22 protein-coding genes are annotated in these 22,219 nt (G+C 70.4%); 17 read left to right on the top strand and 5 right to left on the bottom strand.

Annotated elements, in window-relative coordinates; translation table 11 throughout:
• The first annotated feature begins 257 nt into the window (after nt 1-257).
• The 12 genes from glyA to ACIRPT_RS19055 all read left to right on the top strand — a co-directional run bounded on the left by glyA (nt 258) and on the right by ACIRPT_RS19055 (nt 11,817).
• Entirely contained in the window at nt 258-1,598 is a 1,341-nt protein-coding gene (gene glyA / locus ACIRPT_RS19000) for a serine hydroxymethyltransferase (protein WP_403828366.1), read from the top strand.
• A gap of 109 nt (nt 1,599-1,707) precedes the next feature.
• Nucleotides 1,708-3,045, top strand: coding sequence for an MraY family glycosyltransferase (locus tag ACIRPT_RS19005; protein ID WP_403828368.1), 1,338 nt, complete (start codon nt 1,708-1,710; stop codon nt 3,043-3,045).
• A gap of 290 nt (nt 3,046-3,335) precedes the next feature.
• Nucleotides 3,336-3,773, top strand: coding sequence for a hypothetical protein (locus tag ACIRPT_RS19010; RefSeq protein WP_403501594.1), 438 nt, complete (start codon nt 3,336-3,338; stop codon nt 3,771-3,773).
• Nucleotides 3,774-4,052: 279 nt separating this feature from the next.
• Nucleotides 4,053-4,850 carry a F0F1 ATP synthase subunit A gene (gene atpB, locus ACIRPT_RS19015; RefSeq protein WP_403502278.1) on the top strand — a complete coding sequence of 266 codons (798 nt, stop codon included), beginning with the start codon at nt 4,053-4,055 and terminating at the stop codon, nt 4,848-4,850.
• 78 nt (nt 4,851-4,928) lie between these two features.
• Nucleotides 4,929-5,174 carry an ATP synthase F0 subunit C gene (gene atpE, locus ACIRPT_RS19020; protein WP_030065540.1) on the top strand — a complete coding sequence of 82 codons (246 nt, stop codon included), beginning with the start codon at nt 4,929-4,931 and terminating at the stop codon, nt 5,172-5,174.
• A 57-nt stretch (nt 5,175-5,231) separates the two neighbouring features.
• Entirely contained in the window at nt 5,232-5,780 is a 549-nt protein-coding gene (locus ACIRPT_RS19025; RefSeq protein ID WP_403502281.1) for a F0F1 ATP synthase subunit B, read from the top strand.
• Nucleotides 5,777-6,592 carry a F0F1 ATP synthase subunit delta gene (locus tag ACIRPT_RS19030; RefSeq protein WP_403501596.1) on the top strand — a complete coding sequence of 272 codons (816 nt, stop codon included), beginning with the start codon at nt 5,777-5,779 and terminating at the stop codon, nt 6,590-6,592. Before ACIRPT_RS19025 ends, ACIRPT_RS19030 begins: the two co-directional genes overlap by 4 nt.
• 144 nt (nt 6,593-6,736) lie before the next feature.
• Entirely contained in the window at nt 6,737-8,329 is a 1,593-nt protein-coding gene (atpA, locus tag ACIRPT_RS19035; RefSeq protein ID WP_403828371.1) for a F0F1 ATP synthase subunit alpha, read from the top strand.
• A 20-nt stretch (nt 8,330-8,349) separates the two neighbouring features.
• Nucleotides 8,350-9,273 (top strand): F0F1 ATP synthase subunit gamma, encoded by a 924-nt coding sequence (locus tag ACIRPT_RS19040; RefSeq protein ID WP_403828373.1) that lies wholly within the window; start codon nt 8,350-8,352, stop codon nt 9,271-9,273.
• 5 nt (nt 9,274-9,278) lie between these two features.
• Nucleotides 9,279-10,721 carry a F0F1 ATP synthase subunit beta gene (gene atpD, locus ACIRPT_RS19045; RefSeq protein ID WP_403501604.1) on the top strand — a complete coding sequence of 481 codons (1,443 nt, stop codon included), beginning with the start codon at nt 9,279-9,281 and terminating at the stop codon, nt 10,719-10,721.
• Between the two features lie 108 nt (nt 10,722-10,829).
• The gene (locus ACIRPT_RS19050) at nt 10,830-11,213 is read left to right on the top strand and encodes a F0F1 ATP synthase subunit epsilon (RefSeq protein ID WP_403501607.1); all 384 of its coding nucleotides are present in this window, start codon (nt 10,830-10,832) and stop codon (nt 11,211-11,213) included.
• Nucleotides 11,214-11,358: 145 nt separating this feature from the next.
• The gene (locus tag ACIRPT_RS19055; protein ID WP_403501609.1) at nt 11,359-11,817 is read left to right on the top strand and encodes a DUF2550 domain-containing protein; all 459 of its coding nucleotides are present in this window, start codon (nt 11,359-11,361) and stop codon (nt 11,815-11,817) included.
• Nucleotides 11,818-12,078: 261 nt separating this feature from the next.
• Here ACIRPT_RS19055 and ACIRPT_RS19060 read toward each other — a convergent pair whose 3' ends face one another.
• On the bottom strand, nt 12,079-12,768 hold the full coding sequence (locus tag ACIRPT_RS19060) for a response regulator (protein WP_403828376.1): 690 nt from the start codon (nt 12,766-12,768) through the stop codon (nt 12,079-12,081).
• Entirely contained in the window at nt 12,765-14,030 is a 1,266-nt protein-coding gene (locus tag ACIRPT_RS19065; protein WP_403828641.1) for a sensor histidine kinase, read from the bottom strand. Before ACIRPT_RS19065 ends, ACIRPT_RS19060 begins: the two co-directional genes overlap by 4 nt.
• A 125-nt stretch (nt 14,031-14,155) precedes the next feature.
• On the opposite strand from ACIRPT_RS19065, the gene ACIRPT_RS19070 reads away from it, so the two are divergent.
• Complete coding sequence (locus ACIRPT_RS19070) at nt 14,156-14,746, top strand: hypothetical protein (protein WP_403828378.1); 591 nt, start codon at nt 14,156-14,158, stop codon at nt 14,744-14,746.
• On the opposite strand, the gene ACIRPT_RS19075 is transcribed toward ACIRPT_RS19070, so the two are convergent.
• From ACIRPT_RS19075 to ACIRPT_RS19085, 3 genes are read right to left on the bottom strand one after another with little or no spacing between them, the layout of a single operon-like run.
• Nucleotides 14,743-15,315 carry a cob(I)yrinic acid a,c-diamide adenosyltransferase gene (locus tag ACIRPT_RS19075; protein WP_403828380.1) on the bottom strand — a complete coding sequence of 191 codons (573 nt, stop codon included), beginning with the start codon at nt 15,313-15,315 and terminating at the stop codon, nt 14,743-14,745. The genes ACIRPT_RS19070 and ACIRPT_RS19075 overlap by 4 nt on opposite strands.
• Nucleotides 15,316-15,325: 10 nt before the next feature.
• A complete protein-coding gene (locus ACIRPT_RS19080; RefSeq protein ID WP_403828382.1) occupies nt 15,326-16,090 on the bottom strand; it encodes an ABC transporter permease in 765 nt (254 codons plus the stop codon).
• 30 nt (nt 16,091-16,120) lie between these two features.
• Nucleotides 16,121-16,906: an ABC transporter ATP-binding protein gene (locus ACIRPT_RS19085; protein WP_403828384.1), complete on the bottom strand. Its 786-nt coding sequence runs from the start codon at nt 16,904-16,906 to the stop codon at nt 16,121-16,123.
• Nucleotides 16,907-16,987: 81 nt separating this feature from the next.
• Between ACIRPT_RS19085 and ACIRPT_RS19090 the strand changes: the two genes are divergently transcribed.
• The 4 genes from ACIRPT_RS19090 to ACIRPT_RS19105 all read left to right on the top strand — a co-directional run bounded on the left by ACIRPT_RS19090 (nt 16,988) and on the right by ACIRPT_RS19105 (nt 22,161).
• The gene (locus tag ACIRPT_RS19090) at nt 16,988-17,629 is read left to right on the top strand and encodes a TetR/AcrR family transcriptional regulator (RefSeq protein WP_403501625.1); all 642 of its coding nucleotides are present in this window, start codon (nt 16,988-16,990) and stop codon (nt 17,627-17,629) included.
• Nucleotides 17,630-17,840: 211 nt separating this feature from the next.
• On the top strand, nt 17,841-18,689 hold the full coding sequence (locus ACIRPT_RS19095; RefSeq protein WP_403501628.1) for a 3-hydroxyacyl-CoA dehydrogenase family protein: 849 nt from the start codon (nt 17,841-17,843) through the stop codon (nt 18,687-18,689).
• Between the two features lie 172 nt (nt 18,690-18,861).
• The gene (locus ACIRPT_RS19100) at nt 18,862-19,185 is read left to right on the top strand and encodes an STAS domain-containing protein (protein ID WP_030065555.1); all 324 of its coding nucleotides are present in this window, start codon (nt 18,862-18,864) and stop codon (nt 19,183-19,185) included.
• Nucleotides 19,186-19,539: 354 nt separating this feature from the next.
• Nucleotides 19,540-22,161, top strand: a complete 2,622-nt coding sequence (locus tag ACIRPT_RS19105; RefSeq protein WP_403828387.1) for an ATP-binding protein — start codon at nt 19,540-19,542, stop codon at nt 22,159-22,161.
• Nucleotides 22,162-22,219 lie beyond the last annotated feature (58 nt).

The following is a 22,219-nucleotide window of genomic DNA, read 5'->3' on the forward strand; positions in this document are numbered from 1 at the left end:
GCCGAAACGCCCCAATAGCTCCGCTATCAGGCCGCCCCGGCGCCTTGCGATGCAGCTCGGCCTCCGAGGGCTGATGAAGAGCCGAGACGGAATGAGCGCAGCGAGTGCAGTGCACCAGACGTCGCGGCCTTTCCGACCCTGACCCATCGGACAGGCCCTAGCGGCGGCCCGCCGCCCGTGCGCCGCACACGCCGCGCCCGATCGCCCCACCGCGCCTACATTGGGACTACGTCCCCGTACGAGGCCCGGAGCCAGCGATGTCCGCCACCACCGCGTCAGCCCGCAGTGAGAGCAAGGCCGCCGAGGAACGGGCGCGGGCCTCCGCCCGCGACGGCACCGCCCGCCCGGCCGGCGCCCCCGACTTCGACGCGCTGCTGAGCCAGGACCCGGAGATCGCCGGGGTGCTGCTCGGCGAGAGCGCACGGCAGGCCGACGGCCTCCAGCTGATCGCCGCGGAGAACTACACCTCACCCGCCGTGCTCGCCGCCCTCGGCTCCCCGCTCGGCAACAAATACGCCGAGGGGTATCCGGGCGCCCGGCACCACGGCGGCTGCGAGATCGTCGACCTCGCCGAGCGGATCGCCGTGGAGCGCGCCAAGGCCCTGTTCGGCGCCGAACACGCCAACGTGCAGCCCCACAGCGGTTCTTCGGCCGTGCTGGCCGCCTACGCCGCCCTGCTGCGCCCGGGAGACACCGTCCTGGCCATGTCCCTCCCGCACGGCGGCCACCTCACCCACGGATCGCCCGCCAACTTCTCCGGCCGGTGGTTCGACTTCGCCGGGTACGGCCTCGACGAGGACAGCGGGCTGCTCGATTACGACGCGGTGCGCGCGCTGGCCCGCGACCGCCGTCCCAGGGCGATCGTGTGCGGTTCGATCTCGTACCCCCGGCACATCGACTACGCGGCCTTCCGCGACATCGCCGACGAGGTCGGCGCCTATCTGATCGCGGATGTGGCGCACCCCCTCGGGCTGATCGCCGGGGGCGCGGCGCCCAGCCCGGTCCCGTACGCCGATGTGGTGTGCGCCACCACCCACAAGGTGCTGCGCGGGCCGCGCGGCGGGATGGTGCTGTGCGGCGCGAAGCTGGCCGAGCGGATCGACCGGGCGGTCTTCCCCTTCACTCAGGGGGGTGCCCAGATGAACGCGGTCGCGGCCAAGGCCGTCGCCTTCGCGGAGGCCGCCACGCCCGCGTTCGGCGTGTACGCCCATCAGGTCGTCGCCAATGCCCGCACCCTCGCGCGGGCGCTGGCGGAGCAGGGGCTGGCGGTCGGCACCGGCGGTACGGACACCCATCTGATCACCGCGGACACCGCGCCCCTGGAGGTGGACGCGCGCACCGCCCGGGGCCGGCTGGCGGCCGCAGGGATCGTGCTGGACACCTGCGCGCTGCCGTGCACGGAGGCGGCCGAGCGGCGCGCGGCGCGGCGGTACGGCATCCGGCTGGGCACGGCAGCGGTGACGACCCAGGGGATGGGCGAGGCCGAGATGCGGGTGATCGCCGAGCTGATCGGGGCGGCGCTGCGCGAGGACACCGCGGCGCGCGCGGAGACCGTGGCATTGGTCCACCGCTTTCCGCCTTATCCCGATCGCGGCTGACGGCAGGGACCCCCGGGAACCGTCCGGGGGTGGCCCGCGTCTTCCCCTGTATTCACGGCCAGAGGGCGGACACGCATATGGTGTGTGGCTGTGATGGCCAGCTATACCAATGGGGCAGCCCGTGCGTGAATACCTGCTGACTCTGTGCGTCACGGCCGCGGTGACCTACCTGCTGACCGGCCCGGTGCGGAAATTCGCGATCGCGGCCGGTGCGATGCCGGAGATCCGCGCGCGTGACGTACACCGCGAACCGACGCCACGGCTCGGTGGTATCGCGATGTTCGGCGGGCTGTGCGCGGGGCTCCTGGTCGCCTCGCATCTGACGAACCTCAAGAGCGTCTTCGAGAGCTCCAACGAGCCGCGGGCGCTGCTGTCCGGCGCCGCGCTGATCTGGATCCTCGGCGTACTGGACGACAAGTGGGGCGTGGACGCGCTGGTCAAGCTCGGCGGTCAGATGATCGCCGCGGGAGTGATGGTCCTTCAGGGCCTGACGATCCTGTGGATCCCGATCCCCGGTATCGGCACGGTCTCGCTGACGCCGATGCAGGGCACACTGCTGACCGTCGCGCTGGTCGTGATCACCATCAACGCCGTCAACTTCGTCGACGGACTCGACGGCCTGGCCTCCGGCATGGTCTGCATCGCCGCCGCGGCGTTCTTCATGTACGCCTACCGGCTCTGGTACGGCTACGGCATCGAGGCGGCCGCGCCGGCCACCCTCTTCTCGGTCGTGCTGATGGGCATGTGCCTGGGCTTTCTGCCGCACAACATGCACCCGGCGCGGATCTTCATGGGCGACTCCGGCTCGATGCTGATCGGCCTGGTGATGGCGGCCGGCGCGGTCTCGATCACCGGCCAGGTCGACCCGGATCTGCTGGGCGAGAAGACCGGCGGTCTGCGCGAGGCCACCCACGCGATGGTGCCCGTCTACATCCCGCTGCTGCTGCCGCTGACGGTCATCGCGGTGCCGGTGGCCGACCTGATTCTGGCCATTGTGCGGCGTACGTGGAAGGGCCAGTCGCCGTTCGCCGCCGACCGCGGCCATCTGCACCACCGGCTGCTGGAGATCGGCCACTCGCACAGCCGCGCGGTGCTGATCATGTACTTCTGGTCGGCGCTGATCGCCTTCGGCGCGGTCGCGTACTCGGTGAACAACGCCAGCATGTGGATCGTGCTGGGCATCGTGCTGCTGAGCGCGGTGGGACTGGTGCTGCTGTTGCTCCCGCGCTTCACGCCGCGGGCGCCGCGCTGGGCGGAGTGGATGGTTCCGCCGAGGTACCGGCGGAGCCGACGCGGGCCGGCCGAGGGGGCCGCCGTGGCGGAGGGCGTGGCCCTGGCCGACCCGGAAGGGGAGCGCGAGCCGATCCCGGCGGGCATCAACGGCGCCACCGCGATCGGGGACCGGTCACGCTTCGTGGACCGCCGTAAAGCGGGAAGTAACCGCTGAGACGATGACCGCATCGCCCTCAGGGGGGTCGAAAACCGTCATCGTTTGACGCAATACCAGACATTTACCTGGCTGTCAGTGCACCAACGCGCAGGTTCACGCTCAGGTGTGACAGGGTCCACACGAACCAGGTAAAGACCTCATCAAATAGTTTGTGATACCGTTCACGAAACCCGGCGATAGAGCCGAAGGACCGTAGTGCGACGGCCCTTTGGCCTCAGGTTCCGCCTCAGGCCGGGTCTACGCTCGTCCTCGACGACACAACCCCCACCCTTTGCCGGAGCGCCGCCATGCAGTCGAATGACGCCCGACTACTCCTTCACGCCGTTGTGCCCACGCTCGCCATCGGCGCCATCGCCGCTGCCGTGAGCGCTGTGGTCGCGGGCGGGACGGCAGTGCTCGGCGCCGTCCTCGGCACCGCGCTGGTGGTGCTCGTGATGGGTGCCGGGCTCGTTGTCCTGCAGCAGACCGCCAGGAAGCTTCCGCAGCTGTTCCAGATGATGGGTCTGCTGCTGTACACCGTGCAGATCCTGCTCGTCGCGGTCTTCGTGATCGCGTTCAAGGACACAACGCTCTTTGACACAAAGGTATTTGCGTTCACGCTGCTCGGCGCCACCCTCGTATGGATCGCGGCACAAACCCGCGGTCATATGAAGGAGAAGATTCTGTACGTGAATCCCGACTCCGCGGAGACGAAGAACGCGGAGACGGCGGGGTCGCCGACGTGAGACGTAGGGCCGGGATAAATGCCCTCATGCGGGCCTGCTATCGTCCGGTGCCAACTGCGGCACAGATGGCGCAGGCGGCTGAGCTCCCAGATTCCCCGGGATCCCATGGGCAGTTCTCGCGGCCGATGCCTGTGATTCGGCCCGGCCCAGCGCCGGCCGGCCGCCCCCTAATCCGTAAGACCAGTCCAGTGCCGCTCCGTGGCTCAACGCCGCGCCGACACAACGAGGTTGCCGTACCCATGCGCCACGCTGAAGGAGCCCGCGGTGAGTGCTGAAACGATGCTCGCCTTCGACACGGAGTGCCACCTCTTTATTCCGGGGTGTGGCTTCGAGGCCCCGGGCCTTCATTCGTTCGTCTTCGAGCCGCTCTTCACTGTCGGTGGCTTCGAGTTCAACAAGCCGATGCTGCTCGCCCTGCTCGGCACCGTCGTGGTCGTGTGGTTCTTCTGGGCCGCATTCGGCAGGGCCAAGGTGGTCCCCGGCAAACTGCAGATGGTCGGCGAAGCGGGATACGACTTCGTGCGCCGCGGGCTCGTCTATGACGCGCTCGGCAAGAAGGAGGGCGAGAAGTACGTCCCCTTCATGGTCGCGCTGTTCTTCTTCGTATGGATCATGAACCTCTGGTCCATCGTTCCGCTCGCGCAGTTCCCGGTCACCTCGGTCATCTCCTTCCCCATCGGGCTCGCGCTGATCGTCTACATCATCTGGATGTCGGTGACGTTCAAGCGGCAGGGATTCGTCGGCGCCCTGAAGAACCTGTCGGGCTACGACAAGTCGCTCGGCTGGGTCCTCCCGCTGATCATGGTGCTCGAGCTGCTCCAGCACCTGATCATCCGGCCCTTCACCCACGCGGTCCGGCTCTTCGCGAACATGTTCGCGGGCCACATGCTGATCCTGATGTTCACGGTCGCCAGCTGGTACCTGCTGAACGGCGTCGGCATCGTCTACGCGGGCGCGTCGTTCCTGATGACCATCGTGATGACCGCCTTCGAGCTCTTCATCCAGGCCGTCCAGGCGTACATCTTCGTGCTCCTGGCCTGCAACTACATCCAGGGCGCGCTCGCCGAGAACCACTGAGCACCCCGGCTCCCGCAAACCATTCAGTCCTCCGGTGGCCAACCCCCACCGGTACGTGAAAGAGAAGGAAGTAACGGCATGTCCGCTGCTCTGGAGACTGTCAACCTCGCCGCCGGCCTCACCGGCAACATCGCCTCCGTCGGTTACGGCCTCGCGGCCATCGGCCCCGGCGTCGGCGTCGGCATCATCTTCGGTAACGGCACCCAGGCCCTCGCCCGTCAGCCCGAGGCGGCCGGCCTGATCCGCACCAACCAGATCATGGGTTTCGCCTTCTGTGAGGCGCTCGCCCTCATCGGCATCGTCATGGGCTACGCGTACAAGTAAGCGCATCGCTCGACGACGCCCATTTAGACGGAAGGCATTGTTGTGACCCTGGTCAACATGGCGGTGGAGGTTCCCGAGAACCCCCTGGTCCCGCCGATTCCAGAGCTGGTCATCGGTCTCGTCGCCTTCTTCATCGTCTTCGGCATCCTGGCCAAGAAGCTCCTCCCGAACATCAACAACGTTCTGGACGAGCGCAGGCTCAAGATCGAAGGCCAGATGGAGGAAGCCGAGGCCATGAAGGCCGAGGCCCAGCAGGTCCTTGAGGACTACCGGGCTCAGCTCGCTGACGCCCGCCACGAGGCCGCGCGTCTGCGCCAGGAGGCGCAGGAGCAGGGCGCGACGCTCATCGCCGAGATGCGGGCCGAGGGCCAGCGGCAGCGTGAGGAGATCATCGCTGCCGGTCACGCCCAGATCGAGGCGGACCGGAAGGCGGCCGCGCAGGCACTGCGTCAGGACGTTGGCACGCTCGCCACCGACCTGGCCGGCAAGCTCGTCGGCGAGTCCCTCGAGGACGTCGCCCGGCAGAGCCGGACCATCGACCGCTTCCTCGACGAGCTCGAGGCTCAGGCGGCGTCGGACGCGACGAAGGCTGAGGCCGGCCGATGAACGGAGCGAGCCGCGAGGCACTCGCCTCCGCACGCGAGCAGCTCGACGCGCTGACGGACGATGCTTCCGTCGACGCGGCGAAGCTCGCCGAGGAGCTGGCTGCCGTCACCGCTCTGCTCGATCGCGAGGTGTCGCTGCGTCGGGTCCTGACCGACCCGGCGCAGACCGGCGAGGCACGGGCCGAACTGGTCCGGCGGCTGCTCGGCAGCCAGCTCGGCGGCCACACCCTCGAGCTGGTTTCCGGCATGGTCCGCTCCCGCTGGTCGCGTTCGCGCGACCTGGTGGACGCGATCGAGGAGCTCGGCTACAGCGCCGACCTGGCCGCGGCCCAGCGCTCCGGCGCGCTCGACGAGGTCGAGGACGAGCTGTTCCGGTTCGGCCGGATCGTCGCCTCGGCCCCTCAGCTGCGCAGCGCGCTCACGGACAACACCGCACCGGCCTCGGCCAAGGCGGAGCTGCTGCACTCGCTGCTGGGCGGCCGGGCCAACCCGGTCACCGAGCGGCTGGTGGTCCGTCTCGTGGGCCAGCCGCGAGGCCGTAGCCTGGAAGCGGGACTCGATGCCCTCTCCAAGCTCGCCGCGCACCGCCGGGACCGCGTGGTCGCGGTGGTCACCTCCGCGGTGCCCCTCAGCGAAGGACAGCGGGAGCGCCTCGGCGCCGCGCTGACCACGGTGTACGGCCGGCAGATCCACCTGAACCTCGACGTGGACCCCGAGGTCCTCGGCGGCGTCCAGGTCCGGATCGGCGACGAGGTCATCAACGGGACCATCGCGGAGCGCCTCGACGAGGCGGCCCGGCGGATGGCCGGCTGACCCAGCCACCAACTCAACAGCTGCTACGCAGCACAAGCACGACGGCGGCCCGAGTTGGGCCGTAAGCGGAAACCCCCCGAGGGGACAAGCCCCTCGGAAACCCGCAAGTAACTTCGGGCCCAACAAGGAGAGCAGGGAACCCAGATGGCGGAGCTCACGATCCGGCCGGAGGAGATCCGGGACGCGCTGGAGAACTTCGTCCAGGCGTACAAGCCGGACGCGGCCTCGCGCGAAGAGGTCGGCACGGTCAGCGATGCCGGTGACGGCATCGCGCATGTCGAGGGCCTTCCCTCGGCGATGGCGAACGAACTGCTGAAGTTCGAGGACGGCACGCTCGGTCTTGCGCTGAACCTGGACGAGCGCGAGATCGGTGCAGTCGTCCTCGGTGAATTCAGCGGCATCGAGCAGGGCCAGCCGGTGCAGCGCACCGGTGAGGTGCTCTCGGTCGCCGTGGGCGAGGGCTACCTCGGCCGCGTCGTCGACCCGCTGGGCAACCCGATCGACGGCCTCGGCGAGATCGAGTCCGAGGGCCGCCGCGCCCTGGAGCTGCAGGCCCCGGGCGTCATGGTCCGTAAGTCGGTGCACGAGCCCATGGAGACCGGCTACAAGGCCGTCGACTCCATGGTGCCGATCGGCCGCGGCCAGCGTCAGCTGATCATTGGTGACCGCCAGACCGGCAAGACCGCCCTGGCCGTCGACACGATCATCAACCAGCGCGACAACTGGCGCTCGGGCGACCCGAAGAAGCAGGTCCGCTGCATCTACGTCGCCATCGGCCAGAAGGGCTCCACCATCGCGTCCGTGCGCGGTGCGCTGGAGGAGGCCGGCGCCCTGGAGTACACCACCATCGTCGCCGCCCCGGCGTCCGACCCGGCGGGCTTCAAGTACCTCGCGCCCTACACCGGCTCGGCCATCGGCCAGCACTGGATGTACCAGGGCAAGCACGTCCTGATCATCTTCGATGACCTTTCGAAGCAGGCCGACGCCTACCGCGCCGTGTCCCTGCTGCTGCGCCGTCCGCCGGGCCGCGAGGCCTACCCGGGCGACGTCTTCTACCTGCACTCGCGTCTGCTGGAGCGCTGCGCCAAGCTCTCCGACGACATGGGCGCCGGCTCGATGACCGGTCTCCCGATCGTCGAGACCAAGGCGAACGACGTGTCGGCGTTCATCCCGACCAACGTCATCTCCATCACCGACGGCCAGTGCTTCCTGGAGTCCGACCTGTTCAACGCGGGCCAGCGCCCGGCGCTGAACGTCGGTATCTCGGTCTCCCGTGTCGGTGGCTCCGCCCAGCACAAGGCCATGCGCCAGGTCTCCGGCCGGCTCCGCGTGGACCTCGCCCAGTACCGCGAGCTGGAGGCGTTCGCCGCCTTCGGTTCCGACCTGGACGCGGCCTCCAAGGCTCAGCTGGAGCGCGGTAAGCGCATGACCGAGCTGCTCAAGCAGGGTCAGTACGCCCCGTACGCCACCGAGGACCAGGTCGTCTCCATCTGGGCCGGCACCAACGGCAAGATGGACGACGTCCCGGTCGAGGACATCCGCCGCTTCGAGCGGGAGCTCCTTGACTTCCTTCGCCGGGAGAAGAAGGACCTGCTGACCAGCATCCGCGAGGGCGCCAAGATGTCCGACGACACCATCGGTGCGATCGCCGAGGCCGTCGACGGCTTCAAGCGGCAGTTCGAGACCTCGGACGGCAAGCTGCTCGGCGAGGACGCCCCGGCCGGCACCAGCAAGTGACGACGGAAGGGACCTGATCCATGGGAGCCAAGCTCCGGGTCTACAAGCGTCGCATCCGCTCCGTCACCGCGACCAAGAAGATCACCAGGGCGATGGAGATGATCGCCGCCTCGCGCGTCGTCAAGGCGCAGCGCAAGGTGGCGGCGTCGACGCCGTACGCGAGTGAACTGACCCGCGCGGTGACCGCGGTTGCCACGGGCTCGAACACCCAGCACCCGCTGACGACCGAGGTGGAGAACCCGACCCGGGCCGCGCTGCTGCTCATCACGAGCGACCGCGGCCTGGCCGGCGGCTACTCCGCCAACGTCATCAAGGCCTCGGAGCAGCTCACCGAGCGGCTCAAGGCCGAGGGTAAAGAGGTCGACGTCTACATCGTCGGGCGCAAGGGCGTGTCGTACTACAGCTTCCGCGAGCGCAAGATCGTGGAATCGTGGACCGGCTTCACCGACAGCCCGGCGTACGCCGACGCCAAGATGATCGCCGCACCGCTGATCGAGGCCGTCCAGAAGGACACCGCGGACGGCGGCGTGGACGAACTCCACATCGTCACCACCGAGTTCGTCTCGATGATGACGCAGACGGCGCTCGACGACCGCCTGCTGCCGCTCAGCCTGGACAAGGCGGCGGCGGAGTCGGAGGAGTCGGCCAAGGGCGGCGAGATCCTTCCGCTCTTCGACTTCGAGCCGTCGGCCGAGGACGTCCTGGACGCCCTGCTGCCGCGCTACGTCGAGTCGCGGATCTACAACGCGCTTCTGCAGGCCGCCGCCTCCAAGCACGCCGCCACGCGTCGTGCGATGAAGTCGGCGACCGACAACGCAGAAGAGCTCATCAAGTCGCTCTCGCGGCTTGCCAATGAGGCCCGACAGGCCGAAATCACCCAGGAAATCAGCGAGATCGTCGGTGGCGCCAGTGCTCTGGCCGACGCGACCGCGGGGAGTGACTGACCACTATGACCACCACTGTTGAAACGGCCACGGCTACGGGCCGCGTCGCGCGGGTCATCGGCCCGGTCGTCGACGTGGAGTTCCCCGTCGACGCGATGCCGGACATCTACAACGCGCTGACCGTCGAGGTCTCCGACCCGGCCGACGCCGGCAAGAAGAAGACCCTGACCCTCGAGGTCGCCCAGCACCTGGGCGAGGGCCTGGTCCGTGCGATTTCCATGCAGCCCACCGACGGTCTGGTCCGCCAGGCCACGGTGACCGACACCGGCACCGGGATCACCGTCCCCGTCGGCGACGTCACCAAGGGCAAGGTGTTCAACACCCTCGGTGAGATCCTGAACAAGCCCGAGGCGGCCTCCGAGGTCACCGAGCGCTGGGCGATCCACCGCAAGGCCCCGTCCTTCGACCAGCTCGAGTCCAAGACCGAGATGTTCGAGACCGGCATCAAGGTCATCGACCTGCTGACCCCGTACGTCAAGGGCGGCAAGATCGGTCTGTTCGGTGGTGCCGGTGTCGGCAAGACCGTTCTGATCCAGGAAATGATCTACCGCGTGGCCAACAACCACGACGGTGTGTCGGTGTTCGCCGGTGTCGGCGAGCGCACCCGTGAGGGCAACGACCTCATCGAGGAAATGACGGACTCCGGCGTCATCGACAAGACCGCGCTGGTCTTCGGTCAGATGGACGAGCCGCCGGGCACCCGTCTGCGCGTCGCCCTGGCCGGTCTGACCATGGCGGAGTACTTCCGCGATGTGCAGAAGCAGGACGTGCTGTTCTTCATCGACAACATCTTCCGGTACACCCAGGCCGGTTCCGAGGTGTCGACCCTGCTCGGCCGCATGCCCTCCGCGGTGGGTTACCAGCCGAACCTGGCCGACGAGATGGGCCTCCTCCAGGAGCGCATCACCTCGACCCGTGGACACTCGATCACCTCGATGCAGGCGATCTACGTCCCCGCGGACGACCTGACCGACCCGGCGCCGGCGACCACCTTCGCCCACCTGGACGCGACCACCGTTCTGTCGCGTCCGATCTCGGAGAAGGGCATCTACCCGGCGGTCGACCCGCTGGACTCGACGTCCCGGATCCTGGACCCGCGCTACATCGCGCAGGAGCACTACGACTGCGCGATGCGCGTGATCACCATCCTGCAGAAGTACAAGGACCTCCAGGACATCATCTCCATCCTGGGTATGGACGAGCTCGGCGAGGAGGACCGTCTCACGGTCTACCGCGCCCGTCGTATCGAGCGGTTCCTGTCGCAGAACACCCACGTGGCGAAGCAGTTCACCGGTGTCGACGGCTCGGACGTCTCGCTGGACGAGTCGATCACCGCGTTCAACGCGATCGCGGACGGCGACTACGACCACTTCCCCGAGCAGGCCTTCTTCATGTGCGGCGGCATCGAGGACCTGGAGAAGAACGCCAAGGAGCTGGGCGTCTCCTGACCCCGGCACCGGTCCCGGGGGCGGCCCTGGCCGCCCCCGGCCCGTACGACCACTAGTATTTGACCCAACACCTGCCATGCCAGGCAGGTGGAGACCCGAGGAGCCATCGTGGCTGAGCTGCACGTCGAGTTGGTCGCCGCGGACCGTCAGGTCTGGTCGGGCGAGGCCAGCCTGGTCGTCGCGCGCACCTCGTCGGGCGACATCGGCGTCATGCCCGGACATCAGCCGCTGCTCGGCGTGCTGCAGTCGGGCCCGGTGACGATTCGTACGACCGGCGAGAGCGGGGACGGCACCGTCGTCGCCGCGGTGCACGGCGGCTTCATCTCGTTCGCCGACAACAAGCTGTCTTTGCTCGCGGAGATTGCCGAGCTGTCGGACGAGATCGATGTCGAGCGCGCGGAGCGGGCGCTGGAGCGTGCGAAGTCGGAGGCCGACGCGGCCGCCGAGCGCCGTGCCGATGTCCGGCTGCGTGCGGGGACGGGCGTTCACTGAGCCCCGTCACCGACGAGATCGAACCTCAGCCGCGGGCCGCCCGGAATCCTCCGGAGCGGCCCGCGGCTGAGGCAATGCAGGTGCGTTTCCCTACCCCCGGTCTCCGTCCGGGGGGACCCCCACCGAGGCGAGGAGGTCGGTCGAGATGTTCCTCGCTCTGCTTGTGAGCGGCATCGTCGTGGTACTGGTGCTGCTGGGGCTGTTCGTCTTCGGGCTACGGCGACGGCTCATCCAGCGGTCCGGCGGCACTTTCGACTGCAGCCTGCGCTGGAACGTACCGGAGCACCCCGAGAAATCCGGCGACCCCAGCGGCAAGGGCTGGATCTACGGCGTCGCCCGCTACAACGGTGACCGCATCGAGTGGTTCCGGGTCTTCTCGTACGCCCCCCGGCCCCGCCGGATCCTCGAGCGCGCCTCCATCGAGGTCCTCGAGCGCCGCACCCCCCAGGGCGAGGAGGAACTCGCCCTGCTCTCCGACTCCATCGTCCTGGCCTGCGGCCACCGTGGCACCCGCCTGGAGCTGGCGATGAGCGAGGACGCCCTCACCGGCTTCCTGGCCTGGCTGGAAGCGGCACCTCCCGGGCAGAGGGTGAACGTCGCCTAGGCGGGCGGCGCCTCGGCTGTCCTCTTGTGCGTCGGTCGCGGGAGTCCCACCCACGCCGGTCAGTTTATGGGCCATGGAACGTCACCCACGCCGGTCACCTTGTGGGCCAGGGGAGTCCCCCCACGCCGGTCCCCTTGTGGGCCACGGGAGTCCCACCCACGCCGGTCCGCTTCCCCCGCCACGGGAATACCCCCTGAGCCCGCCACGTTGTGGCCCCGCAGGGGGCGCTCGTACCCCCTAGGGGATGCGTTCGGCCGCCCCCTAAGGCCCGTCGACCCCCAACTCCTGTGCCAGTACGGCCGCCTGAACCCGGCTGCGCAGGCCCAGCTTTCCCAGCAGCCGGCTGACATGCGTTTTGACGGTCGCCTCCGCCATCGCCAGCCGCAGCGCGATATCGGCGTTCGACAGCCCTCGCCCGAGACACCCCAGCACCTCCCGCTCGCGCGGCGTCAGCGCGTCCAGGACGGCGGGATCCGGGCCCGCGCCGTCCCGGGCCGGCCGCGCCGCCGTATGGGGGCGGGCGAACTCCGCGATCAGCCGCCGGGTCACGGCCGGCGCGATCAGCCCCTCGCCGGACGCCACCGTACGCACCGCCGCCAGCAGTGCGGGCGCTTCGCTGTCCTTGAGCAGAAAGCCCGCGGCCCCCGCCCGTAGCGCCCCGAAGACGTATTCGTCCAGGTCGAAGGTGGTCAGCACCAGCACATCCGCCAGCCGCTCGGCGACGATCCGCCGGGTGGCGGAGACCCCGTCGAGCCGGGGCATCTGGATGTCCATGAGGACGAGGGCGGGACGCAGCTCGCGGGCGAGCCGTATCGCCTCCTCGCCGTCCACCGCTTCCCCGACCACCTCGATGTCGGGGGCGGAGCGCAGGATGAGCACCAGTCCGGCCCGTACGGCGGACTGGTCCTCGGCGACCAGGACCCGGATCGGCTGTGCGGCGGCGCCCGTCATCGTCGTTGTTCCTCCTTGGAGGCGGGCAGCGCGGCCCGCACCAGCCAGACCTTGCCGGCCGGCCCGCTACGGGGGCCGGCCTCGAATTCCCCGCCCAGCAGGGCGATCCGCTCGCGCATCCCGACCAGCCCGGCACCGGAACCGGGCGCGCGGGGGCCCGGCCGGTCGGCGTAGGGGCTGCGGACGGTCACGGTGAGCGGCCCGTCGCCGTTCTGGGCGAGCCGGACCAGGACCTCGCCCGGCTCGGCGTGCTTGAGCGCGTTGGTCAGCGACTCCTGGACGATGCGGTACGCGGCGAGCTCGACCGGAGCCACCAGGCGGGGCGTGGCCCGCGGGGTGTCCAGGACGAAGGACAGCCCGCTGCGTGCGCCGTTCGTACGGGCCTGGGTGATCAGCGCCTCCAGGCCCTCCAGCGTGGGCGTCGCGGCCGGACCGTCGCCGCCGTCGGCCGCCTTCGCGTCCCGCAACAGGCCGATCAGGCGGCGCATTTCGGCCAGGCCCTGCACGCTGTTCTCGCGGATCACCCCCAGGGCTTCGCGGGTCGCCGCCGGGTCGTCGATGGTCTGCGCGGCGGTCGAGTGGATGGCGATCGCGGACAGATGGTTGGCGACCACGTCATGCAGCTCGCGCGCCATCCTCGCCCGCTCCCGGGCCACCGCCTGCACCCGGTCCATCTCGGCCAGCAGCGCGGTCTGCTCGGCGCGCAGCCGGGCGGCCTGGGCGGCGTCGCGGTGGTCACGGATGATGACGCCGGTCCAGGCCGGGGCGATGGTGCCCAGGGCGATGACGATGCTGACGATGACGACCTGCGGGTCGTGCCAGAGCGCGGCCAGCGTGATGGTGGCCAAGAACGTCAGCAGGACGCTGTAGAGGGGGATGCGGCGGGCCGCGGCCGGGCCGCCGTAGAGCACCGCCGCGTAGACCACATCGGTGAACATCAGGACCGTGGCGACCAGGGTCCCGCTGCAGATGTCCAGGGTCAGTGCCAGGCCGGCGACGGCCAGCGCGGCCATCGGAGCCGTACGGCGCATCAGCTCGGCCGCCGACATCGCGGCGAGCGCGACGAGGGTGAGCGAGGGGGGCAGCCCGAACAGCGGGGGACCGCCGTGCAGATGCAGCGTCCACAGCAGCAGCCCGCACAGCAGCCCACCGCCCGCGATGAGCGCATCGATGCGGTGCGGCCGGCGGGTCGCGGCGGGGGTGCGGTCGGTGTGGGCTGGCACTCCTCCATCCAACACGCCGCGGGGCCGGCGCCGCCTCATCCCTGCAGCCACCCCGCTACATCGAAAGTTGCAGTGCCGGATCATCGCCCGCGACGACGCACCGGCCGCCGGCCGCTGCGAGCCTGGAAGGGAACGAGGAACCGGAACGCAGAGAGGGCACCACCGTGGTCGTCACGCTGATCATCGTCTGCGAGGTCGGATTCTGGGTCCTGCTGGTCGCCGGCCTGGCGCTGCGCTATCTGGCGCGGATGCCCCGCGCCGGAGCGGCGGTGCTCCTGATGGAGCCGCTGCTGGAGCTGGCTCTGCTGACCGTCACCGCGATCGACCTGAAGAACGGCGCCCCGGCGGACTGGAAGCACGGCCTCGCCGCCGTCTACATCGGCTACACCGTCGCCTACGGCCACTACACGATCAACTGGATCGACGGCCACTTCTCGCACCGCTTCGCCGGCGGCCCGCCCCCGGTCAAGCCCCCGCGCTACGGCATCGCCCGCGCCCGGCACGAGGGAAAGCTGTGGCTGCGTACGGTGCTGATGGTGGCCGTCGCGGCGGCCCTGCTCCAGACAGCCATCTGGTACGTCGGCGACGACGGCGACAGCGCCTCCCTGCGCGACTGGCAGTTCACCGCGCTGCGGATCCTCGCCATCCACGGCGTCATCGCCGCCACGTACCTCATCTGGCAGAAGAAGGACCCGTCCGGGGCCACGGCGACCGCGGCCCCGGACGGGTCACGGGAGAGGACGCCGGCTCCCTAGCGCTCGCCGCCGGGCACCCACAGCACGTCCCCGACCTCCTTGTTGGCCGTGCGCGCCAGAATGAACAGGAGGTCGGAGAGCCGGTTGAGATAGGTGGCCGTCAGCGGATTCATCGTCTCGCCGTGCTCCTCGAACGCCGCCCAGGTGGAGCGCTCGGCGCGGCGTACCACCGTGCAGGCCTGGTGGAGCAGCGCGGCGCCGGCCGTGCCGCCGGGGAGGATGAAGCTGCGCAGCTTCTCCAGGTCGGCCAGGAAGCGGTCGCAGTCGGCCTCCAGCTTGTCGACATAGGCCTGTTCGACGCGCAGCGGCGGAAACTCCGGGTTCTCCACCACCGGCGTCGACAGGTCGGCACCGACATCGAAGAGGTCGTTCTGTACGCGCAGCAGCACCGTGGCGACCTCGCCCGGGAGGCCCCCGAGGGCGAGCGCCACCCCGATGGCGGCGTTGGCCTCGTTGGCGTCCGCGTAGGCCGAGATCCGCGAATCGGTCTTGGCGGTCCGGCTCATGTCGCCGAGGGCGGTGGTGCCCTTGTCGCCGGTGCGGGTGTAGATGCGCGTCAGATTCACCATGTGGGCGAGCCTACGCCGCGGCCCTGCGGAACGCCCGGCTGCCCACGGCCGTCGCCAGCGCCACGAAGGCGAGGGCGACGAGGACGCCGTAGAGCATGGCGGGGGAGGCGTACGCGCCGGTGAACGCCGCCCGGACCGCATCGACGAGGTAGCGGAACGGCATGAAGTGCGAGGCGACATCGAGCCACTTGGGCCCCAGCGTCATCGGCAGCATCAGCCCGGACAGCAGCATCGAGGGCAGCGTGACGGCATTGATGACCGGGCCGAATTCCTGCGGGGCGTTCACCTTCAGCGCCAGCGCGTACGACAGCGACGCCAGCGCCACGGTCAGTACGGCGACGAAGCCGAAGCCGATGAGGATGCCGCCCAGCGGCGCGCGCAGGCCCATGACCAGCGCCGCCAGCACCAGCAGCACGGCCTGGAAGACGAACAGGGCGGCATCGCGCAGCACCCGTCCCAGCAGCAGCGCCGACCGGCTCACCGGAGTCACCCGCATCCGCTCCACGACCCCGAGCTGTTTCTCCACGATGATGCCGAAGCCGCAGAACGCGGCCCCGAACAGCGAGAGCTGGAGCAGCAGTCCGGGCACCAGCACCTGCCACGAGCTGCCATGAACTCCGGACGGTGACAGCGGCAGACCGGTCAGCAGCGGGCCGAAGAAGAGCAGGTACAGCAGCGGCATGACGATGCCGAAGAGCATCTGGAGCCGGGAGCGCAGGGTCTGGCGGGCGTAGCGCCCGAAGACCAGCGCGGTGTCGGAGAGAAGAGCGGACACGAGGTGCTCCTGAGGTGCGAGGGGTTGGTGTCAGACGGACAGCGGGGCGGGCTGTTCGGCGGCCTTGGGGCCGCGCCCGGTGATGGCGAGGAAGGCGTCCTGGAGGGAGGCGTCGGGCGAGCCGGCGTGGGCGCGTTTGAGGGCGTCCGGGGTGCCCTCGGCGACGACCGCCCCCTTGTCGACGATCACCAGCCGGTCGGCCAGCGCATCGGCCTCGTCGAGGTAGTGGGTGGTCAGAAAGACGGTGGTGCCGTGCTCGGCGCGGATACGGCGGACCAGGTCCCACAGGTCGGCGCGGCTGCCGGGGTCGAGACCGGTGGTCGGTTCGTCGAGGAAGAGCACCAGGGGGCGGTGCGTGAGGCCCATCGCGAGGTCCAGCCGCCGGCGCTGGCCGCCGGAGAGCGTGGCGGTCTTGCGGTCCATCAGCTCGGTCAGGCCCAGGTCGGCGGCCAGTTCCTCGCTGCGGGCGTGCGCCTCGGGCTTGGTCAGGCGGTAGAGGCGGGCCTGGGTGACCAGCTCCTCGCGCACCGAGACCTGAGGGTCGACGCCGCCGGACTGGGCGACGTACCCGCAGGCGCGGCGCACGCCTGCGGGATCGCGGGCCAGGTCGCAGCCCGCGACGGTCGCGCTGCCGCCGGTGGGCGCCAGCAGCGTGGTGAGCATGCGCAGGGTGGTGGTCTTGCCCGCTCCGTTGGGGCCGAGGAAACCGAGGATCTCGCCGCGGCCGACGGTGAGGTCGATGCCGCGTACGGCCTCTACGGGGCCGCGTTTGGTGGTGAAGGTCCGGGCGAGTCCGGACGTGCTGATGACTGGCATGACGGACAGAGAAACAGAGTCTCCCCAAAATTGCAATGCCTCCAAAATTTCACCGAGCCCAGTGAAAGGTAGGGTGAGGGCATGGCAGAGGGGCTCAGGGAGCGCAAGAAGCGGCAGACGCGTCAGTACATCTCGGACGTGGCCACCGGCCTCTTCCTGGAACGCGGCTTCGACGCGGTGACCATCGCGGAGATCGCCGACGCGGCGAACGTCTCCGTCAACACCGTTTACAACTACTTCCCCGCCAAGGAAGACCTGTTCCTCGACCGGAGCACGGGGCTGATCGACCGGCTGTCACGGTTCGTCCGGGCCCGCAACGAGGGCGAGTCGGCCGCCGCCGCCGTACTGCGCGAACTGCGCGAAGAAGTGGTGAGCGTCTCGCCCAAGGTGGGGCTCATCGAGGGGTACGACCGCTTCATGAAGGTCGTTCACGGCTCCGCGAACCTTCAGGCCCGCATGTGGGACCTCCAGCGGGAGCAGCACGACAACCTCGAGGCCACCCTCCGCCAGGAGACCGGCGCCCCGGCCGATGACCCGATGCCCGGTCTGATGGCCGGCCAGATCAACTGGGTCCACCAGACCTTGATGACCGCCATCACCCGCGAGATGATCGCCGGCCGCAAGCCCGCGGCCGTCTCCCGCGAGGCCCTCGCCCTGCTCGACGAGGTGGAGGACATGCTGAGCGAAAAGGTCCTCAACTACGCCGTACGGGTGGCCGACTGACGTCTTGCGCGCCGTTGCGGGCTCCCGCCGGTGTGACGTCCGTCATGGAAAACGTGCGCTGCGGCGCGGAGTGCCTCGTTGAGGGGCGGTGGTCGGGTGACGGGCGGGCGTGACGCGCATCTCTAACGCACCAAAGGATCGCTCACGACCGCTAACGTCGCCTTGAGAGTGTCGTAGAGCCGTCAAGTGCACAGGGTGTTAGGGGACAGCAGTGGCAAGGAAGCTCGCCGTCATCGGGGCCGGACTCATGGGGTCCGGTATCGCGCAGGTCTCCGCCCAGGCGGGGTGGGACGTCGTCCTCCGCGATGTGACGGACGAGGCGCTGGCCCGCGGCAAGGGCGGCATCGAGGCCTCGTACGAGAAGTTCGTCACCAAGGGCAAGCTGGAGGCGGCGGCCGCCGAGCAGGCGCTGGCCCGGATCACCACCACGACCGACCTGGAAGCCGTCGCCGACGCCGATATCGTTGTCGAGGCGGTCTTCGAGAAGATCGAGGTCAAGCGGGAGATCTTCCAGTCCCTGGACAAGCTCGCCAAGGACGAGGCGGTGCTCGCCTCCAACACCTCCGCCATCCCGATCACCAAGATCGCCGCGGCCACCTCCCGCCCCGAGCGGGTCGTGGGGACGCACTTCTTCTCCCCGGTGCCGATGATGCAGCTGTGCGAGCTGGTGCGCGGCTACAAGACCAGCGACGAAACGCTCGCCACCGCACGGGAATTCGCCGAGTCGGTCGGCAAGACCTGCATCGTCGTCAACCGCGACGTCGCCGGCTTCGTCACCACCCGGCTGATCTCCGCGCTGGTCGTCGAGGCGGCCAAGCTGTACGAGTCCGGCGTGGCCACCGCCGAGGACATCGACATCGCCTGCAAGCTGGGCTTCGGCCACGCCATGGGACCGCTGGCCACCGCCGACCTGACGGGCGTCGACATCCTGATGCACGCCACCGACAACATCTACACCGAGTCCCAGGACGAGAAGTTCGCGCCGCCGGAGATCATGCGGCGCATGGTGGATGCGGGCGATATCGGCCGCAAGAGTGGGCAGGGCTTCTACGAGCACTGATACCGCTGAGCCCGCATCAGGGCCCTGGGCCCTGATGCGATCACCCTGCGGGGTGAATTCGGTATCGGTTCGCTTACAAGCGGCAACTTCGCCGCATGAGAGGCAGTCAGTTCTGTAGACGTCAAGGGAAGCAGGCCCATTGACCAACGGGCCCATCCATCGGGGAGCGCATATGCACATCAGGGGCGATCACGTCGAGCTGGTCGTCGGGGGCCGCCTCGACGTCCGCAGCGCGGCGGACGCCCGTACGGCCCTGCACACCGCCGTCGACTCCGGTCATGGCGATCTCGTACTGGATCTGACCGAGCTGGATTCCTGGGACGCCACCGGCCTCGGCGTGATCATGGGTGCGCACCGTCGCGCGGGCCGGGTCAACCGCCGGCTGGTGCTGCGCGGCGTGCCGCCCCAGATGCAGCGCCTTCTGGTCGCCACCCGCCTGCACCGCATCCTCGCCATCGAGGGCGGCATCGAAGCGGAATCGCTTCCTCGCGTGTGAGGTACGGATCGTGAGGTACCGCGTGTGAGGTACCGCGGTGCGGCCGCCGCGCGTGAAGGCGCCGGGTGCGAGGCCGCGCGGGAGAGGCCGCGGGGCAGGCGCCGCGACGGGGCAAAAGCCGTGAAGGCGGAGGGCCCGGCAGCAACGGAACGTTCGGCGCTTTCCGTGCAGTCTCCGGCCCCAGCGATACGCCGCTCCGCGCCCCGGGGCTAAGGTGCGGTTGCCCGTCGTATGCCTACATGGCGGTGGGCACCGGACCAGACCAGACGCCACGGCCAGGAGATCCCGGCCGCAGCCGGGGGGTGCGAACGGCCGGAAGAGCAGTCGGGCACGCCAGATCTGGGAGCTTGCAGCATGGACCCGAACACGAACCGGGGACCTGAGGAGTACGCCGAACAGGGCCACCCTGCCGAGGCGCCGACACCCCCGTTCGGCACCCCGCAGGACGGCTCCGGTGGCCAGGCCCGCGTCGTACGGCTCGTCTCAGGCGGCTACCTCGTCACCGTCAACCCCATTGACGGCAGCGAGATAGAGCCCTGCCCGCCCGGAGAGCGCCCGGCCGTCCCCGGCAAGCTCCGGCCCGAGGAACGCGCCGAGGCCGCCCGCGCCGCCGCGCCCCCGCTGCCCTCCGGCCCGCCCGCGTTCGCCGGGCACGAGGCCGTCCTCGAAGAGCGGTCCGAAGAGACCGAGCGCCTGGTACGGCTGCTCTCCCGCGGCCGCTCCGTACGCGTCACCGGCCCCTCCGGATCGGGCCGCACCCGGCTGCTGGACGCCGTCGCCGCCGCCTGCAAAGACCTCGCCCCCGACGGCGTCATCCGGCTCTCCGGCTACCGCCGCACCCCCACCGACGTGCTGTACGCGCTGTTCGGCGCCGTCTACCGCGCCCCGCAGCACCGCCCCGACCGCCCGGAACTGCTGCGCCGGCTCGGTGCCATCGGCGCGATCGTCGTCCTGGACGACCTGGAGTTCGGCGGCACCGCGCTCGACGAGCTGCTCGACGCCACCCCCGAGTGCGCCTTCCTGATCAGCGCCACCCCCGGCGTCCCGGCCCCCAGCGCCGGCTCCCCCCTCGAAGAGGTCTTCCTCGGCGGGGTCGGCCGCAGCGCCTGCGTGCGGATGCTGGAGCGCGCCGTCGACAGGACGCTCACCCCCGACGAGGAGGCCTGGGCCGCGGACCTGTGGTTCGAGTCCGAGGGGCTGCCGCTGCGGTTCGTCCAGGCCGCGGCGCTGCTGCGGCGGCGCGACCGGGTCCTTTCCGAGGCGGCGCCCACCGGCGCCGAAACCGACGGCCCGGACGCCGCCGACGCCACCCTTGACGAAACCGCCGACTCCGACGGGCACCCCGACGGCCCGCTGCCCACGCTCGGCGAGGCCGCCTCGCCGGTCCCGCTGCTGGCCGCCAGGCTCGGCGCCGCCGCCCAGGAGACGCTGCGCTTCGCTGTCGCGCTCGGCGGCGAGCTGCCGCACCAGGCGCATCTGCCCGCGCTCACCGAGGACACCCACGCGGACGCCGTCCTCGGCGATCTGCTGGGCAGCGGACTGATCTCCCCGGCCGGGTCGCACTACCGGCTGGCCGCGACCGTCCAGGACCAGCTGGCGGCCGTCGGCTACGCCGAGGACGCCGCCGCCCGCGCACACACCGCCGCCCAGCACTACTCCTGGTGGGCCGGCCACCCCTCGGTCTCCCCCGAGCGGGTCGCCGCGGAGGCGGATGCGGTGCTGGCCGCGATGGGCGTGCTGACCGCCAGCCGGGAGAGCGGCCACGCCAGCTCGGCCGTGCTGCTCGCCCGGACGGCCGCGCCCGCGTTCGCCGCGTCGCTGCACTGGAGCGCCTGGGAGCGCAGCCTGCGGCACGGCCAGGAGGCCGCGCGGCGGGCCGGTGAGGTCGCCGAGGAGGCCTACTTCCACCATGAGCTGGGCGTGCTGGCGCTGTGCACCGGCAGCCTGGACCGGGCGCGGGCCGAGCTGGAGGCGTCCATCGGGCTGCGCGGGGTGCTCTCCGACCGCCGGGGCGCGGTCGCCGGGCGACGTGCGCTGGCGCTGGTCAGCGACCGCTCGCGGGCCGATTCGGCGGCCGCCGACACGACCGTCCTCAAGCCCGTCGGGACCGCAGGAACCAAGGCCGCCGGAACGAGGCCCGGCGCGGCCGCGAAGGCCTCCGGCGTACGCGCCGAGGAGCCGGCCGCGCCGTCGCCCGATGCCGTATCGACGGCCAAGCTGCGCCTCCCGCGCGCCGAGGGGACCGCCGCCACGGTCGTCGCCCGGGGCGCGGCGAGCACCGAGGCCACCACCGCCCTGTCTGCCGCCGGCGGCGCCGGCAAGCGGACGACCCGGCGCAACCTCGTCGCCGCGGGAGCCGGCGCCCTGCTGGTGGCCGTGCTCGGCACCGTCGTCACGCTCGGGATGACCTCCGACGAGGATTCCAAGGGCGGCGACCACGTCACCTCGGAGCAGACCACCCCGGACGGCGAGAACCCGGAGCTGCCGACCGCGGACCCCGGCACGGGCTCGGACCTGCCGTCCTCCGGCCCCGGTACGTCCACGCCCGCCAACGCCGGCCACCCGGGCAGCCCGTCCGCGTCGGCGAGCGACCCCGCCACCAGCCAGGCACCCTCCGACCCCAGCACCCATCCGTCGGACGACCCCACCACCGGACCGACCCGGCCCACCGGCGGCCCCACCACGCCCACGGGCAGGCCGACCGCGCCGACCCACAAGCCCACCAACAAGCCGACCCCGACGCCGACCCAGGACCCCACCGACGAGCCGACGGAGCCGACGCCGACCCAGGACCCCACGGACAAGCCGACGACGCAGAGCCCCTCCGGGACCACCGGCTCGGGCACCAGCCCGTCGGGGACGAGCCCCGACTCGGCGTCCGCGTCCGCCGCGGGGCCGTCCGCCTCCGGCTCCGGTACGCCGGCAAGCCCGCAGAGCGGCAGCCCGTCGAACACCGAGAGCGCATCCACCGCCTGACGAGAGAAAGCCCGGGCCCCGGTAGGCCGGGTCCCGGGCTCTCCGTGGAGCGGCGGCG

The sequence above is a fragment of the Streptomyces sp. NPDC101227 genome, assembly GCF_044767545.1.
GTDB lineage: Bacteria > Actinomycetota > Actinomycetes > Streptomycetales > Streptomycetaceae > Streptomyces.